This window comes from Shewanella chilikensis (assembly GCF_002836945.1).
Lineage (GTDB): Bacteria > Pseudomonadota > Gammaproteobacteria > Enterobacterales > Shewanellaceae > Shewanella > Shewanella chilikensis.
The window spans coordinates 18,415-33,020 of record NZ_NIJM01000045.1 but is presented as its reverse complement, the minus strand read 5'-3'; the positions used below and the strand labels follow the sequence as shown (position 1 = coordinate 33,020).

General features: G+C 52.7%; 13 protein-coding genes. 6 read left to right on the top strand and 7 right to left on the bottom strand.

Annotated elements, in window-relative coordinates; all coding sequences use genetic code 11:
- Positions 1-38 precede the first annotated feature (38 nt).
- From CX651_RS15280 to CX651_RS15245, 7 genes are all read right to left on the bottom strand, one after another.
- A complete protein-coding gene (locus CX651_RS15280) occupies positions 39-1,190 on the bottom strand; it encodes a hypothetical protein (RefSeq protein WP_101056740.1) in 1,152 nt (383 codons plus the stop codon).
- A gap of 396 nt (positions 1,191-1,586) precedes the next feature.
- A complete protein-coding gene (locus CX651_RS15270; protein ID WP_045284002.1) occupies positions 1,587-1,961 on the bottom strand; it encodes a PH domain-containing protein in 375 nt (124 codons plus the stop codon).
- A 10-nt stretch (positions 1,962-1,971) separates the two neighbouring features.
- The gene (locus CX651_RS15265; protein WP_167398151.1) at positions 1,972-3,825 is read right to left on the bottom strand and encodes a peptidase U32 family protein; all 1,854 of its coding nucleotides are present in this window, start codon (positions 3,823-3,825) and stop codon (positions 1,972-1,974) included.
- Between the two features lie 469 nt (positions 3,826-4,294).
- Complete coding sequence (locus tag CX651_RS15260) at positions 4,295-4,618, bottom strand: DUF6694 family lipoprotein (protein WP_101056738.1); 324 nt, start codon at positions 4,616-4,618, stop codon at positions 4,295-4,297.
- Positions 4,619-4,846: 228 nt separating this feature from the next.
- Positions 4,847-5,281, bottom strand: coding sequence for an HNH endonuclease (locus CX651_RS15255; RefSeq protein ID WP_101056737.1), 435 nt, complete (start codon positions 5,279-5,281; stop codon positions 4,847-4,849).
- Between the two features lie 43 nt (positions 5,282-5,324).
- Entirely contained in the window at positions 5,325-5,624 is a 300-nt protein-coding gene (locus CX651_RS15250; RefSeq protein WP_019705996.1) for a hypothetical protein, read from the bottom strand.
- A 143-nt stretch (positions 5,625-5,767) separates the two neighbouring features.
- The gene (locus CX651_RS15245) at positions 5,768-6,424 is read right to left on the bottom strand and encodes a quinolone resistance pentapeptide repeat protein QnrA1 (RefSeq protein ID WP_012579084.1); all 657 of its coding nucleotides are present in this window, start codon (positions 6,422-6,424) and stop codon (positions 5,768-5,770) included.
- Positions 6,425-6,951: 527 nt separating this feature from the next.
- Between CX651_RS15245 and CX651_RS15240 the strand changes: the two genes are divergently transcribed.
- From CX651_RS15240 to CX651_RS15215, 6 genes are all read left to right on the top strand, one after another.
- Positions 6,952-7,710 (top strand): substrate-binding periplasmic protein, encoded by a 759-nt coding sequence (locus CX651_RS15240; protein WP_101056736.1) that lies wholly within the window; start codon positions 6,952-6,954, stop codon positions 7,708-7,710.
- A gap of 79 nt (positions 7,711-7,789) precedes the next feature.
- On the top strand, positions 7,790-8,269 hold the full coding sequence (gene tsaA, locus CX651_RS15235; RefSeq protein WP_101056735.1) for a tRNA (N6-threonylcarbamoyladenosine(37)-N6)-methyltransferase TrmO: 480 nt from the start codon (positions 7,790-7,792) through the stop codon (positions 8,267-8,269).
- A gap of 466 nt (positions 8,270-8,735) precedes the next feature.
- Entirely contained in the window at positions 8,736-10,481 is a 1,746-nt protein-coding gene (locus CX651_RS15230; RefSeq protein ID WP_101056734.1) for a hypothetical protein, read from the top strand.
- Between the two features lie 23 nt (positions 10,482-10,504).
- A complete protein-coding gene (locus tag CX651_RS15225) occupies positions 10,505-12,394 on the top strand; it encodes an NHL repeat-containing protein (protein WP_101056733.1) in 1,890 nt (629 codons plus the stop codon).
- 57 nt (positions 12,395-12,451) lie between these two features.
- On the top strand, positions 12,452-14,344 hold the full coding sequence (locus CX651_RS15220; RefSeq protein ID WP_101056732.1) for a hypothetical protein: 1,893 nt from the start codon (positions 12,452-12,454) through the stop codon (positions 14,342-14,344).
- Positions 14,345-14,393: 49 nt separating this feature from the next.
- Complete coding sequence (locus CX651_RS15215) at positions 14,394-14,606, top strand: hypothetical protein (RefSeq protein ID WP_101056731.1); 213 nt, start codon at positions 14,394-14,396, stop codon at positions 14,604-14,606.

The window sequence follows — 14,606 nt, the reverse complement described above, 5'->3', positions numbered from 1 at the left end:
CAAGTATCCCATTAAGCCTAAGAAAAATGCCGTTCACACTAAGTGAACGGCATTAGCCACAGCGCCTGCTCTTTTTGCTCATAGGGGCCGCCCTTACGGTTGGAGGCTTGACCGACTTTGGGGGCTTTTTTCTTCATCCTTTTCGACCAGCGGAGATTTTTGTCATCGGAGCCTTGTCGCTCTCCAAACTGATTGCGACTGAGGCTGGTACTATCGCTGTTGTAACCCTTGTGCTCAATCTCAACCAAGCCGCGTTTTTTACAATCCATCATATTGTCGCAGCCGTGATAACGGTGGATAAAGCCCTCATTTTGCTTTAGTCCCAAGTCCTTGTATACCTGCTCTGCGCCATATTGGCCCAGGGCTTCACTCAGGGCATTGGGGGATTTGGTATTGATTTGGGATAGGATTTTACCGGCTTCTTCTTTGAACTCAGCTAAGTCAGTGACAAGCTTCTTGCGATTGGTGGCAGCCTCAAGCACCAATAGTGCGGCTTCATAACCGACAAACGATTGTACCGCTTCCGCTCCGGCCAACTCATTATCCGCAAGTGGCAGAGTTGGATTACCCCGATAGCGTTCCCCCAATTCTTCCGGAGTCAGGATTTGGCCTGTCGCTTCATCTTTAGCTTGAATGATCCCTTTATCGGCCAGCCACTCGGCTTGTGATGCGCGTTGCTCGTCAATGTAATCATTGATGACCTGTTTAGCACCGCCCATCATGGCGTTAATGGCTTTGGTTATCCCGGTTTCTTTCAGCTCGGCCGGGGCTTCCGGTGCTGGGGTGATGTTGGGCTCGACAATTGGCTCTGAGGCTTTGGAATAGTTGCCATGCCCGAACTGAGGCCGGGGAGGCAAACGCTTGACGCGTTCTCTGAAAGTGGGCGATACAAAAGGGCTGATATCACCAAAGAACTGTATGCTGCCGAAGTCATCGTCTCTGTCACCTAACAGGAAAAAGTCACCGCTTTCAAAACGCCAAGCGACGCGACTTAAAGCACTGTCAATTTGATGTTGGCTAGGGGCATAGGAAATGCCGCAATCACTCAGTAGGCTGTCTAAACCAAAGACCGTTTGGTTGAACCCTGGTTGACTGGATAGGGATCTTCGAATGTAGCCAAGAGCCCTTTCTGGTTGGATGATTCTAGGAATATCGTTTTGATAAGCATCACGGTAGTGCACAACTCGCATTTATCTCTCCTTGATAAAAAACCTTCCTGACTTGCAAGCTATCCGATGAATGTACCACTTTTCGGTATTGCGTGCCTCACATTGAAACGGCTTCTTAGCAGTAACTCGGTGTCGGCTGCCAACTTGGGGCCGCAAAATAGATAGAGGGTGCCGGCTGGTTTCAGGACACGCCACAGCTCGGCGCTGACACTATCAAGCCAGGCAAGAAAACTCTCCACGTGAGGCGGATGAGCCTGACAATCATCTGGATATTGAATCAAAAGCGCGTCTGGCAGCGGCACTGGCAGCATACCCGGGCGCTTTTATTCTGGTCAGTCACGATGAGGAGTTTGTGGCGCAGACCGGCATTGAAGAAGTGCTTTCCCTGTCAAATAGCGGATCTTAGACTTTTTAACCTCAGAGCGTGAATTTGGCTATGGTCTTTTGAATACCTACCACATCAGTGCCGCGCTTGAGCTCTTTGACCAGGGGCTCTGCCTGGCCTGAGATCCACAGCTTGAGTTCGGCATCCATGTCGAAGCGCCCGGCGGTTTCCACTTCAAAGTGTACTATCGCCTTGTAGGGGATGGAGTGATAACTCACTTTCTTGCCGGTCATGCCTTGTTTATCTATCAAGATCAGGCGCTTGTTGGTGAAGGCAAAGATGTCGCGAACCAGTTTATAGGCCAGCTGCAACTGTTCGCTGTCGGCCATAATCGGCGTCAGTTCTTCGTTGAGTTTATCCAGATCCACTTCACTGGCGTTGCCCATCAAGGCGTTCAAAAATCCCATGTTTTTCTCCTTAGCCTACCAACAGCATTTCACACTTATGGCAGTCGAACACCAGCTTGAACTGCTTGCCACCCAGCTCCATTTCCAGCGGCTCTGCCTTGATCCCCGGCACTTCTTTGGGGCACATGTTGTAGCTGTAACGTATGCAGTGTTTGGTGATCATCAAAGGCGCATCGCCTTTCACCGGCCGCACTTCATAGGCATCACGGATGGACACCACCCCGTGACGGGTATAGAAGTCCTTGGCCTTTTGGTTGGCCACATTGCCTAGATAGGTCAGGCTGCGCTGCGGGAAGCGGGCGCTGTCGTCCCGTATCCAGGGTGTGGGTCTTTGATACTCCTGAATGCGCGCTTCGTCCAGGGCAGCAATGGCATCACGGCGCAGGCCATTGATGATGGATGCCGGTACAAAAACGGCTTCGGCATCGCCAAAATCCACTTGTCCGAGACGAAAATCGGTATTGCCCAGCTTGGCGAGATGCTTGCCGAGTGATTCACGGTTGCGGCCAATATCCTTGGCCTGCTGTTTTTCGAAGTCAGCGGTCACTGTCGCCTGATGGCCATGACGGTCGGCGGCGGTCAGCGCCAGACCTGTCTGGGTATTGCTGAGGCTGAAGTCCAGCAACAGGGTTCGCTCGGCAGATTCTTTGGCCAGCAGGGCTTCAAAGGCCTGATCTTTGTTGCGATACAAGGTGGCACCGACATAGAGATCTTTCGGCATGTTTTTCAGATACAGGGTGTTACCCTCGGCGCGGTTGACCCGAAAACCTGTCAGCTTGTCATCCGACAACCTGGCCTTTTGATAGTTGGCGGCGAAGAAGCCCAGGCCATCCCCGTTGTGGAACTCGGTATCCGAGTCGACTTGGATGAAGTCTTTGCCTATCTTGCTGACTTTGCCGACCTCTACTCCCAAGTATTTCGGGGTGCGGAAGTCGCCGATGTCCGCCTTGCGCTCATTGACAAAGTAGTCCGTCTTGCCGCGGTTAAAGCTCTTGTCCGGATCTGGGGTGAAGCTGTAGCGGCAGCGGCCGTGGGACGAGGGTTCAAACTCGGGCCGACGCGCCATGATGGCATCCAGTTGCTGGCGGTAGTGAGCGGTAACATTCTTGACGTAGCTGAGGTCCTTGAGTCGGCCCTCTATCTTGAAGGAGCGGATCCCGGCGTCGATCAGCGCTTCGAGGTTATCTGTCTGGTTGTTGTCCTTCAGCGACAGCATATGGTCGTTGCTGGCAATGATATCGCCCTGGCGGGTCTTGAGATTACCCGGCATCCGGCATTGCTGCGAGCATTCGCCGCGGTTGGCACTGCGGTCTGTGTAGGCTTCACTGATATAGCATTGGCCGCTGTAGGCCACGCACAGGGCGCCATGGATAAAGAACTCCAGTCGCATCTTGGTCTCGGCGGCCACGGCGCGAATTTGGCTCAGACTCAGCTCCCGTGCCAACACCACCTGAGAAAAGCCAACATGCTCGAGAAAGGCGACTTTGGCCGGAACCCTGTTATCCATCTGGGTACTGGCGTGCAGTGCAATCGGTGGCAAGTCCAGCTCAAGCAGCCCCAAGTCCTGCACGATAATGGCATCGGCACCGGCCTCGTACACCGCCCAGATCAGGCGTCTGGCTTCTTCCAGTTCATCGTCCAGTAATATGGTATTGATGGTGACAAATACCTGGGCATGATATCTATGGGCAAACTGACACAGGCGGGTTATGTCCTCTATGCTGTTTCCGGCGGTATGACGGGCACCAAATGCCGGGCCGCCAATATAGACGGCATCCGCCCCATGGCGAATGGCCTCAATACCGAAGTCGGCATTCTTGGCCGGCGCCATCAGCTCCAGCTTGTTATCGGCCAATTGCACCATTTGCTTGGGGGCCGCAGCAGGGGCTTGTGTCTGTTGGCCGGGATTAAAGAGTTCAACACCTGTAGTGGACATGACTTACCGCTCGTCTGGAATTGGCTGAGAAATTTCGGGCACAAATTATAGCAGAGCCTGTCATTCATGATAGGGGAACTGTGACTTATGCCTTGTTTTTGCTATTTCAGCCGGTAATAGCAGCAGCGACAACACTGCATTCGACAGTATTCAATACTTGCTGTTTAAAAATTAACCTATAACTATTAATATCTTACTAAACTGAGGCTGGTTCGGTGGCATGAGAGCTGATTAATATCTTGGCCGGAGTGCTATGGACGCGCTTACTCAATCGGAACACCCGGTAGACTATCTTCCAACTGCAACAAAGAGCCAAAATATGGCTCTTTGTGCCGGGATAACTGCAGATGTGCGCCATTTTTATCTAAAGTTATAGAGGCTTTTGTTAAGCAGCCTTCTATCTGTTGCTTGGTTTTTGTGCAAGTTTGAGCACTTGCTCTAAGGTGAGTCCATCAATTTTTTTACCCACCAGGGCAAAGTCAATTTGACCCGCTTGATCTGAGTGTTTCATGGCGGCCAGAGGGCTGTCGAATTCAGCATGTTGGATTTTCATCAAAGCCATCACGAATTCCTGTTTGTCATGAGAATTTAACGTTCTCATGATACTAATAACACCTTGTTGGGTGGATTCTGCACTGCTGCCGTCGAAAACCATGGCTGTTGGCGTGGTGCTGCAAGCTACTAGTCCGGTTAAAAAGGCCGCAATTATTATATTTTTCATATGCAAGTTTCCGTATGTTGTTACTCATGAGTCTGCTGCTGAGTACTTAAAAGTATTCTTTCAAGCTCTAAGCTTGAGATAATGCCTGGCTGAAAACTGACGCCCATCTATGTTGTTGACTTATTTTTTTATAAAATTACGTGTTTTGCCCAACTTTTGATAGTAACAGCTTTGTTTCTTACCGGTAAACAGGTTGTGTTTTTGACGGGTGATTTACTGAACGGTAAGTCATTTGTCTAATTTGCCCAGGTTGCACTCTTCACAGAGTATTTGCATATTATTGATATCTAATGCTTTGTCTCTGTGTTTGCTGCGAGGTAGTACATGGTCAACATGCAGGACTATATTGTGTTCGGCTTTAGTACGGTTACACTTTACACATCTGTGCTCGTGAGTTTGCAGCACCTGATATCTGAGCGCTAGCCAGGCCCTGGATTGATAAAAGTTATCTATGGTTTTGGGCTCAAATTCACTGAGCTGCTCTGGTTGTGTAAAGATGCGGTGGCCTTGTTCGGGGGAAAAGAAGCTGGCTTGAATATCTCCCTGCTCCTGATGTTTGTTGAGCCATTTCCAAATGCCCCGTAAGGCACCTTGTTCACTCTTGTAGCATCGGGTTCTTATGCTGTCTCCTGTGCGAAAAGTAACTTGAATCTCCAGTTCCATTATTTCTCCTTACTTGTCTAACTTTTTAAGATGATTTTCAGCCTTAAATGTTTTTCTTTTCCGGTAACTCATTGCATTCATCGAGTTGTTTGAGGAGCTGAGTTTGTTGTTTGGAGAGCTTGATAATCTTAAGTGCTTCCCAGAGCGTGATGGCCGAGCCTATGGCGATTAATAGATAGCAATTTATAGGATTATTGAGCGCCTGGATGAAGGCATCTCCTTCGGCGATGACCAGGCCATAGAGTGCCAAGCCTATGAGTAAGATGCCTGGTGCTCCCAGTAGTTGGGTGATTGCCAAAGAGCGCTTGACCTGAGCCAGCTCGGCGTGCAGTTGAGTCTTCATAATGCCTCCTTTGAAGGGAAGGTATAACGTCGGCTGCGGCAGCAGAGAAACGGCATTCCGGCGGTAATACTCTGCTATAGCAGAATCTGCCTTGTTGCAGCGCGGAACTCAAGTGATATTTGCCTCTTGTGTTTGCATTCGAGCTAATCCGGCAGCACTATTACTCCCAAGGGTTCCAGCAGTTGCTCCTGTTGCCAGGCACAGATCTTGACTCCTTCGAGGTTGACCCGTCTGGGGTCGAGCCCATCCAGATCGGCAAAGGTCAGGTCACAGCCCCGCAGATTGACCTGTTGCCAACAGTCGCGGGAGAAGGTGCCGCGGCTGAGATCTGAGCCCATCAAGGAAGCGCCGCTGAGATTGGCATTGCTCCAGTTGTTTTCAAACAGCTCGCATTTTTCCAGGCATTGGCCACTCAAGTTGGTATAGGCCAGGTTGCAACCTGAGATATAAGCCGAGCAGAAGTACATCTTATGGCTGACTTGATTGTAGAAGCGGGCCCGGGAAAAGTTGGCGCCCTTGAGATCGCACTCCCTGAACTCTATGCCAAAGCAGTTGGCACCGCTGAAGTTGGCCAAAGACAGACGGCAGGCCTTGAAACTGGCATCGCGCAGATCGGCATAGCTGAAGTGACACCCTTCAACGGCGCCGCTTTCAATGAAACTGCAATCCTCGAAACTGGCATCCTGCAGCTGACAGTGGCTGAAGTCACACTGATAAAAGCGGCAGCGGCGAAAACGGCTGTCACTCAAATCCTGGCGTGAGAAATCCTCTTGCTGAAAAACTTTATCAATAATATCCATACGGCTTCCTTTAATCAGGGAGGGTGCTAACTCTTTCGGCGAGCTTTGCCTAGGCAGGCAAACATGGGGTTGGTTCGCGCCTTCCCAACAACCTTTGCAGGCTAACATCGGCACTCTGGAATATCACTAAAAATAAAACCTTTAAAATCATAGCTTTGAGAAGTGCTTAAATCGCGATTTTAAGGGGGTAAATCGACATTTTGAGAGTCTTTAACTGGGTTCCATGCTCAAGGCGTAGTGAAAAATAATTCAAGCCCTTTACGGGCTGCTGACGTGGCTTGCTGGATGCGAGGACTTTACTTTCGAATGGTTTTGTTAAAAAAAGCATAAATACAATGAGTTAATAAGCATTGAAACTTGGGTTTGTATATTTAGCCGCCTTTGGCAACACTTAAGCAGGGCGCGAGTAAATCCTAGTGATCTTCTCTTTTGTCGAGAGTGGCTTGGACAACAATTGGCGTTCAAGGCATAGGACTGAAGACCTGCAGAGGTCCTTCCTATAGATACCGTTGTCTTGGGGGATAATTATGCGCTTACTTTTTCCGCTATTGCTCTATTGTTGCAGTGTGCAGGCGGCTGCGGATCTGAGCCAGCTCAGGTATCTCACCGAAGAATACCCTCCGTACAATTTCAGTTCGGAACAGGGTCAGGTTTCCGGATTCACAATCGACATTTTGCATCTTGTTTGGCGGGAGATGGCGGTTGAGCCGCAACCCATAGAGATATTGCCATGGGCCAGAGGCTACTACCTGTTGGCAAACCGCGATAACGTGGTGTTGTTTTCAACGGCTCGCACAGATGCCAGGGCTCCCCTGTTTCAATGGGCCTGCAGTCTGGGCACCCTGGAGTTAAATCTGTATGCATTCAAACAGACGGCGCCGAGATTAACCCGCCTGGATGACGCCAAGCGGCTAGTGGTGGTGGCAGTCAGAGAAGATGTGGGTGAGCAGCTGCTGTTGAGTCATGGCTTTAATCCTGCCTTATTGGTACGTACCAGCAGTCTGGAGCAGGCGGTTAGGGTGCTCAGTAGTGGCCGCGCCGATTTACTGTCCAGCAACCGATTAACCTTGGTGAGTACCCTTAAGCGGCAAGGCTATGAACCGGGCATGATGGCGCCTTTGCTTGAGGTCAGTCATAAGCCTTTGTGTTTCGCATTCAGTACCGGTATCCCTGCACAATTGGTGAGTGACTTTCAGGCTGTGCTGAACCGTGTTTTGAGTTCGGAAGAGGGGCGGCGTCTGCGGCAAAAGTACTTTGATGAAGAAACCTTGCTCAGCGTTCCCTGAGGCGGGAATGTGAGTTGTCTTGAGGATCCCCTTTGAGCCTTGAGGTAGACTGCAATTCTGTATTTGCAACGGAGTTGTTATGCAAGTTGTCAGCTTTACCGCCATAGGCCATGCCGAAACCCAGTACACAGAACTGGCCAATATGCCGATTCAGGGCAGCAAGGTCGCCGATAACCAAGGGGTTTTGGTGATCCATCCCGACTATGCCGAAGGGTTGGCCGACCTCGATGGTTTTTCCCATGTTTATGTGCTATTTCATCTGCATCAATGCAAGCAGGGAGCACTCAAGGTTAAACCTTTTCTCGATAATCAATTGCGCGGTGTATTTGCGACCCGCTCACCCAAGCGTCCCAACCCCATAGGCCTATCGATTTTGGAGATTGACCGTTTAGAGGGCAACCGTATCCATGTTAAGGGGATCGATATGCTCAACGGTACCCCCATCATAGATATCAAACCCTATATTCAGGCATTTGATTGCGTGCAAAACACCCGTGATGGTTGGTACGAGCAGGGCAGAGATCCACTGCAAACCCTTTCCGACGACAGGTTTGCCTGAATACTTTAACTGATCGATAAGAGGCAGTGATGAGCATAAAAGCCTTTTTCATGTTCATCTGCTGTTTCATTTTTATTTACTTGCTATTGATTGGCATCACTTTAATGGCTTTCAAGCTTGTCATGGAGCGGTTTGAGCGTCAAAATTCACTCTCTTTACTCTAGGGGGCATAAACCAATAGTGCTGCCTAGCTTACATCTGTGAGCCCTGGATGGGCCCAGGCCTTAAGGCCATCGAAAAGGATTGTTTTGAAAACTGCTATTGTCGTTCAGTTTCCCATTAGGCCGCTGGTTAATCTAGGCCAAACGCTTCCTTCCCCTTTATTTGCTCTGCATCCGCACCTGGCAAGCGCCCTTAGCCATGCCAAGTTGTTTTTATGTTTGATGGGTGCTTTGGGGCTATTTCATCATGCCACTTCGATTTGCGGACGCGGCTATCTCTTTACTGTTAACAACAGGAGTCTCAGATGACAGCTGCCAAATGGATTTTACATTCCCCGAAGCAGACTGGTGCCCCGCAGTTGCAGCTGTTGACGCCGCTGGCTGATGGCCGTCAGCAATTGCTTTGGCAGTATGAGTTGCCCCAGGCCGAGGATGAAGTGGTGCTGAGCGCCTTCTACAGCGACAGCGAATTTGTGGTCGCCACCTGCTCCGGGCAGATCTATGCCGGTGATATCGAAACCGGGCCTCGGCTGATGGTCAATCTGCCAAATGTTGGCATCTATGGTCATGGTTGGCTGGATAAAGACAGAGGCGAGTTCTGGTATGTGGCCGAGCAGCCAAGAGGGGATGATGAATATCCCTGTCTTCTGGGCTGGTCGCTGGCCGACTGGCGGCCGATTAAGGATATCTGCTTGCCTGAATATCTGGATAATCGCCGCCTTGGCAGCACCATGGTGCGGCGCCGTGACGGTTGTTTTTTATTCTATGAGCGTAAATGCGGCTCTCTGGCGCAGCGGGAGCATGGCTTCTGGTGCACCAATGTGGTCGACGGCCAGAGCCAATTTCACCGGATTGAGGGCAAACCGCTGCTTAAAGCTCGCCGTTACCCGAGCATACATCTTTGCCCTGACCGGCAGTTGGCGTTATTGCCGGTTTCTGAGTGTCTGTTGGATGAGAGCGGTGACAGTCCTCGCATCGCTCTGCAGTTGCAACTGGTAGCACTCGAATCTCTTGATGTGCTTTGGCAACAGCCGGTGCTTTGGTTTGACAGCCATGATGGCTTGTTGGAACCGGATGAGTTTTCCACTTTGCTTGAGTCGCTCAGGAGCGGCGAAGATGCCTGTGATGAAGAGGAGCTGACTGACGCGCTCGAAAGCCTGTTTGACGGGCTGAGCGGTATCCGCCTTTGCCGGGATGAAGCCGCTTTTTGGCTGAGTTGGCGCAGTGGCGAGCTGATTAAAGGCTATCTGGCGCCAGAGGAACACTTCCGCCTCAAGGCGTTGTCGCCGCGCTATCGTGCCAACGAATGCCCGCTCCCCGGCGACGAAGCCAATCCCTTTGCCCTGGTAGCCTTTGACCACTATGACTATCAATTGACCTCTGCATCAGCCAATCGTTTGCTGCTGGTGGGGTTCGAGATATATGCACTGGATACCAGCATTGTCAGGCCCATGTTGCCTGGGGACGCCGAGTGCCAGAGTTTACCCTGTTATTTCTGGCCTAAACCTGAATTGGTGATGAGTGAGCAGCAGAGCCTGGCCCATGGTGAGGCGGGACTCAATCTTATTGAGGCCGATTATCTGGAGCTGGGGGAGTGTTTGCTGGCCAGCGCCAAAGAGATGGTCAGCCGTCTGGCCGACTTACCAAACAGCGTCAAGGGTGAGCGCCTGGAGTGGCGTTTTAGCGACAGACATGGCCGTGAATGGACCGAGGCGCAGTTTGTGGCCGCGCTGATAGCTGTGCCGGGCGGCGCCGAGCTGTTGGCCGAAGCCGTTGAGAAGCTGCTGGCCTATCCCGATGCGGCAAGTCTGCGCAGCGGCGCCGACAAGCCGGCCTTGTCGGATACAGTGCTGGCGCTGGCCGGTGATGACATAGCTTATCTGCCTTTGTTGGCCCGTTACTTCAATATGCTGGCTGATGGTCCAGGCGCCGCCTTCCATCAACAGCACTCAGTGCCGCTTATTCAACGGCGCCACGGCCAGGGGCTGCTCAAGAGCCGCCAATATCGCCGTTTTGTCCAGGATTTGCCCTGGCCGATTTCCCCCGCCTGATTGCAAATCACAGGAATAACTCAATGAATGCCAATGTAAGAACCAATATCCGCCTGCAACAGGCCAAGCTGTTTTTTATCGGCCCTGAGCTTATTCAGGTTATCCAGAGCGCTGATGAGGCCGACACCCTGTTGTGGCAATGTGAGTTGCCGGGAACCGAGGATGGCGAGCTGGCCTTGTTGCAGTGGCTGGATGACACTCGCTTTCTGGCCTTGGGCCAAAATGGACTGCTTTTTGTCTGCGATTATCAGGCGCGCAGTTGTGAGCAGGTGCTGGATTTACAAATCACCGGAAGCCCAGGGGCCTGGCTTGATAGCCACAACCAGACCCTGTGGGTGGTCGGGCGGGTGGGCATCGCTGCGCGCCGCGGCCACAGCTTGCTCAAGGTCGATCTCGCGGCCATGGAGCCGGTGCAGCATTGGCCTGTGAGTGCCGAAATCGAGCCTGAGTCACTGATTCTGACCCGGGATGGACGCGTGGCCTTTTATGGTCGCAATGAGCATGGCGGTTATCGCTTCCGCTTTCAGCAACTGGTGTATTTTGACCCGTCAAACGAAACCTGGTCCGAACAGCCTCTGCCGGGGAAACCGGCTCCAGTGCAGGTTTCAACGCAGGATTATTGGTTCCAGAACCGTGCCAACGGCCTTATCACTACCCTGGCCGCCGATGGCGTGAGCCGTCATCAGGCCGAGGGCGAGCCTGTGCGTTACGAAGCCAGGTTGCAGCTGATAGATATGAACCTCGGCCGCCAAATCGATGCCGGGGTGCGCTTGCTGGCCATGGCCGATATCTGTGATGAATATGATGCCGAAACGGTTCAGGAGGCGCTGGAGCGGATTGCCGCCGGAGAGATATCCCATCAGGATAACGACGAGTGGCAGCAACTGCTCAACAGCCTGACTTGCAGCTATTTTTGTGAGCAGGAGCAAGTCTTCTGGCTGGGCTGGAAAGGGGGTGTGGTGCAAAAGGTGTCGCCGAAGGGCGAGAGGCTTTCCCCTCTGTACCAACTGGGCAGCCAAGATGCGGCGGGGCAGTGGCGGCCCTTGAGCCATTATGGTGATGATCTGGTCATGATCAAGGGGGTTAACCAAGGGCAACTCTGGTTGGCATTCGGTGATCTCGATGAGCCCAGTCACTACTCGGTCGACATCGACTCCCAAGCTGCTGTGCCCCAGAGCCTGTTGGCTGGCGAACAGCAAAAGTGCCCGCTCAATTGCTGCAGCTATCAACCCAAGCCGCTGCAAATTCCCAGCCAACTGCAGGCCGAGCCTTGCCCCAGTGGCAGGGTGACTCTCTATTGTGACGATCTGACATCGGATCAAGGTAGGCTGCAACTCTTGCAGCAACTACTGGCGGTGCTGCCTAAATTGGAGCAGAGCCTGGGGGAGGCGTGCGGAGCGCCCTTAGCCTCAGTAACAACCAGAGTCCCAGTAGCAACCAGAGCCGGCTGGCTTGGCCGCTTGAAACAGAAAATAACCCATAGTGCGGTTACTGAGCCTGGCAGGCTCTGGTTTGCCTTTGTCGATGGTTTGGGGAATCGGCACAGTGAATACGACTTCTTCCACTATGCCGTGCGTCTGGAGCAGGGGCCTGAGTTGATAGCGGCCATCCTGGCGGCATACTGCCGTCTGGCCCAGGCCAGGTGTTTGCTGGGAGCCAAGGGGCGGCCTGTGCTGGCCGAGGCTGCCTTGGCGCTCAGCCAGCACAGGCAGGCACTGCCGCAACTCGCGGACTATTTCAATGTTCTCAGTGCCTTGCCCGTGCATCCATTTCATATCAATCGCACCTTGAAAGTGATCTTTGCCGAACATCAGGACTCGCAACAGTTGGCGGCTTTCCTGGCGGCGGTCCCAAGCCCCTATAACGACCCGGAGTTTAAGCTGGCCGAGAAAGGCGACTATGACGACGAATAATTCGATAACGACGATAACTGGCAGTCGCTGGTATTTTTGAGCAAAGGATAAAGAAATATGTCATTCACAAGTTCGCCGGTTGGCGACGGTAAACTCATCTATATCGATGCGGACAATGGCTGCCCTTGCCTGTATCTCTATGAAGCGGCAGATACGGGCTCGGATTATCGGCTCATCTGGAGCACAGACTTTCCCATGGCTGAGGGCACTATGCAGGTCAGTGGCTGTTTCCATGGGGTGCCGGGGCGTGAGCAGAGCTGCGTTATCTGGGATCAGCAGGGCTGTATCTACTTGGTGGATCTGGCGCGTCGGCAGCAGGAGTTTTTGGCTCATACCGGGATGGAATATCTCAAAGTCGCGGTATTGAGTGATGGCCGAACCCTGGCATCACTGGGCGAAAATGACCGGCGCTGCTGTTATGACTTAACGCTCTGGCACTGGCTGGAGGACAGGGAACTCTCGCCCTCGGCTGCCATGCAGCTGAATGATGAGGTGGATAATCAGGGCAGCCCTTGGGCCGAGGTCGATGCGACCGGACTGCCGGACAGCATAGGGCTGAGTTTTACCGATCGCCTCTATGCCGGGCCGGATAACAGTTTGATCCTGCATTGTCACCGCAGTAGGCGCCGTCGGTCCCAGGCCTGGCAGTTTTTGCTGCGGCTGGACCCTATGGCTGTCGTCGGCAATGATCTTGTGGGTAGTAACCCCGTAGGTAGTGACCCCGTCGGTAGTAGCATTAACCAAGTTCAATGGCAGGGCCGTTATTCCGAGCTCTTGCAGGTGGCGGCCATGCCTCTGCCCAATCCGCCGGGGAATGAAGCGCTCTGGGAGTGTGCCCTGGCGCTGGACAGTGAGCGCGGTGAGCTTATCCTGCCGGCCATGGAGTTGAGCCGGGTAGCCGATGCTGAAACAGAGGCGCTGGCGTATCAGTTGCAGCGCATCGACTTGCGCCTTGGCCGCGAGATAGGCCGTTTTTACGTGCGTCAATATACCCGCGAGCAACTGGCCGATGACGCCGACATGCTGTTGGCCCCGGCCGATGTCGACAATCTCGACTGGCAAGAGGCGCAGGGGCGTTTCTGGTTACAGCTGGATGATATTGCCTACTGCGATGACGAAGCGGCGCTTTGGCTTGGCTGGCATGGCGGCGCGACCCGCAAGGTTTCTCTGGACGGGCTGTGGCGCTCACCCCTGTATCTCCCGGATGGCGAAGATGACTTATACGACGAGGAGGGCATGAAACTCCTCGGCAAGGGAGCCTTGCTGACCGACTGGCATTATCTGTGGCGCGTCAATCCCAACCCCACTCTGGATCTGGCCAGCCAGATGAACCAAGCGCCCGCCGCCATGGAGGCGAGCTTTGCTGTGCAATTACAGCAGACAGAATGGAGCAGCTTCCATGCCCAGGCGCAGGTGCAGGATACAGTTCCCCCTTTGCTCGGTTTTTCGCGAATCGAAGTCAGGGATCTGCAGTCAGCGAGTGCAAGGCTTGAGGCCTTGGACAAGCTGGTGCTGCGGGCATTGACAGATTTTGAATCGCTCAAGTCGGGTAAAGACTTGCGCCTCGGTTTTTATGATGCCGACGAAAGCTGGGATGAGGCGCGCTTCTTTGAGGCTGTGGCCCTCCAATTGGAAGGCCGGAACTATATGGCGCGTCTGCTGGGGCTATTCATTGCCAATGAGCGGCTCCATTACTGTTACAGCGATCCACACATTAGCAAGCCGGCACTGGCCGACTGTGCGTTGCAATTGGGATTGGCCGGCAGCCAATATCTGCCGCTGGTGGCCCAATACCTCAACTGTATCGATGTCGATCATGAGCTGTTTTTCCAACAGGATGGCAATCTGGATACCTTGCTCGGCAAGTATGCCGATACCCCTGATGGCGAGGACTTTAACCGCCGCTTGCCATATGAAATGAGCCGTCAGGATGAAGACGATTATCAATGAAATGATGATTAACTAAAGGTAATCATCATAAATAACAAAGGGTTGTTTTGTGATTGAGATTTTGGATTTTGCCCCGTATCCAGAGAGATACGCCCAGGCCAGCGAATTGGGCCCCAGGTTGCTGAAAGTAAAGTCTGATATAGGTGGCCCGGTTCTCCATCTATTGCAGATGCGTCCGTTCGATGAAGGTGGCACCGAACTGCTTTGGGCTGCCGAGTTGAGTTCATCCAGTTCTGACTGGCAAGTATTTCGAGGAGGATGA

What these genes read in the sequence shown, in the direction of transcription:
- CX651_RS15280 (WP_101056740.1), bottom strand. Translation starts at nt 1,190, where the DNA reads ATGCGAGTTGTGCACTACCGTGATGCTTATCAAAACGATATTCCTAGA.
- CX651_RS15270 (WP_045284002.1), bottom strand. Translation starts at nt 1,961, where the DNA reads ATGGGATTTTTGAACGCCTTGATGGGCAACGCCAGTGAAGTGGATCTG.
- CX651_RS15265 (WP_167398151.1), bottom strand. Translation starts at nt 3,825, where the DNA reads ATGGTGCAATTGGCCGATAACAAGCTGGAGCTGATGGCGCCGGCCAAG.
- CX651_RS15260 (WP_101056738.1), bottom strand. Translation starts at nt 4,618, where the DNA reads ATGAAAAATATAATAATTGCGGCCTTTTTAACCGGACTAGTAGCTTGC.
- CX651_RS15255 (WP_101056737.1), bottom strand. Translation starts at nt 5,281, where the DNA reads ATGGAACTGGAGATTCAAGTTACTTTTCGCACAGGAGACAGCATAAGA.
- CX651_RS15250 (WP_019705996.1), bottom strand. Translation starts at nt 5,624, where the DNA reads ATGAAGACTCAACTGCACGCCGAGCTGGCTCAGGTCAAGCGCTCTTTG.
- CX651_RS15245 (WP_012579084.1), bottom strand. Translation starts at nt 6,424, where the DNA reads ATGGATATTATTGATAAAGTTTTTCAGCAAGAGGATTTCTCACGCCAG.
- CX651_RS15240 (WP_101056736.1), top strand. Translation starts at nt 6,952, where the DNA reads ATGCGCTTACTTTTTCCGCTATTGCTCTATTGTTGCAGTGTGCAGGCG.
- tsaA (WP_101056735.1), top strand. Translation starts at nt 7,790, where the DNA reads ATGCAAGTTGTCAGCTTTACCGCCATAGGCCATGCCGAAACCCAGTAC.
- CX651_RS15230 (WP_101056734.1), top strand. Translation starts at nt 8,736, where the DNA reads ATGACAGCTGCCAAATGGATTTTACATTCCCCGAAGCAGACTGGTGCC.
- CX651_RS15225 (WP_101056733.1), top strand. Translation starts at nt 10,505, where the DNA reads ATGAATGCCAATGTAAGAACCAATATCCGCCTGCAACAGGCCAAGCTG.
- CX651_RS15220 (WP_101056732.1), top strand. Translation starts at nt 12,452, where the DNA reads ATGTCATTCACAAGTTCGCCGGTTGGCGACGGTAAACTCATCTATATC.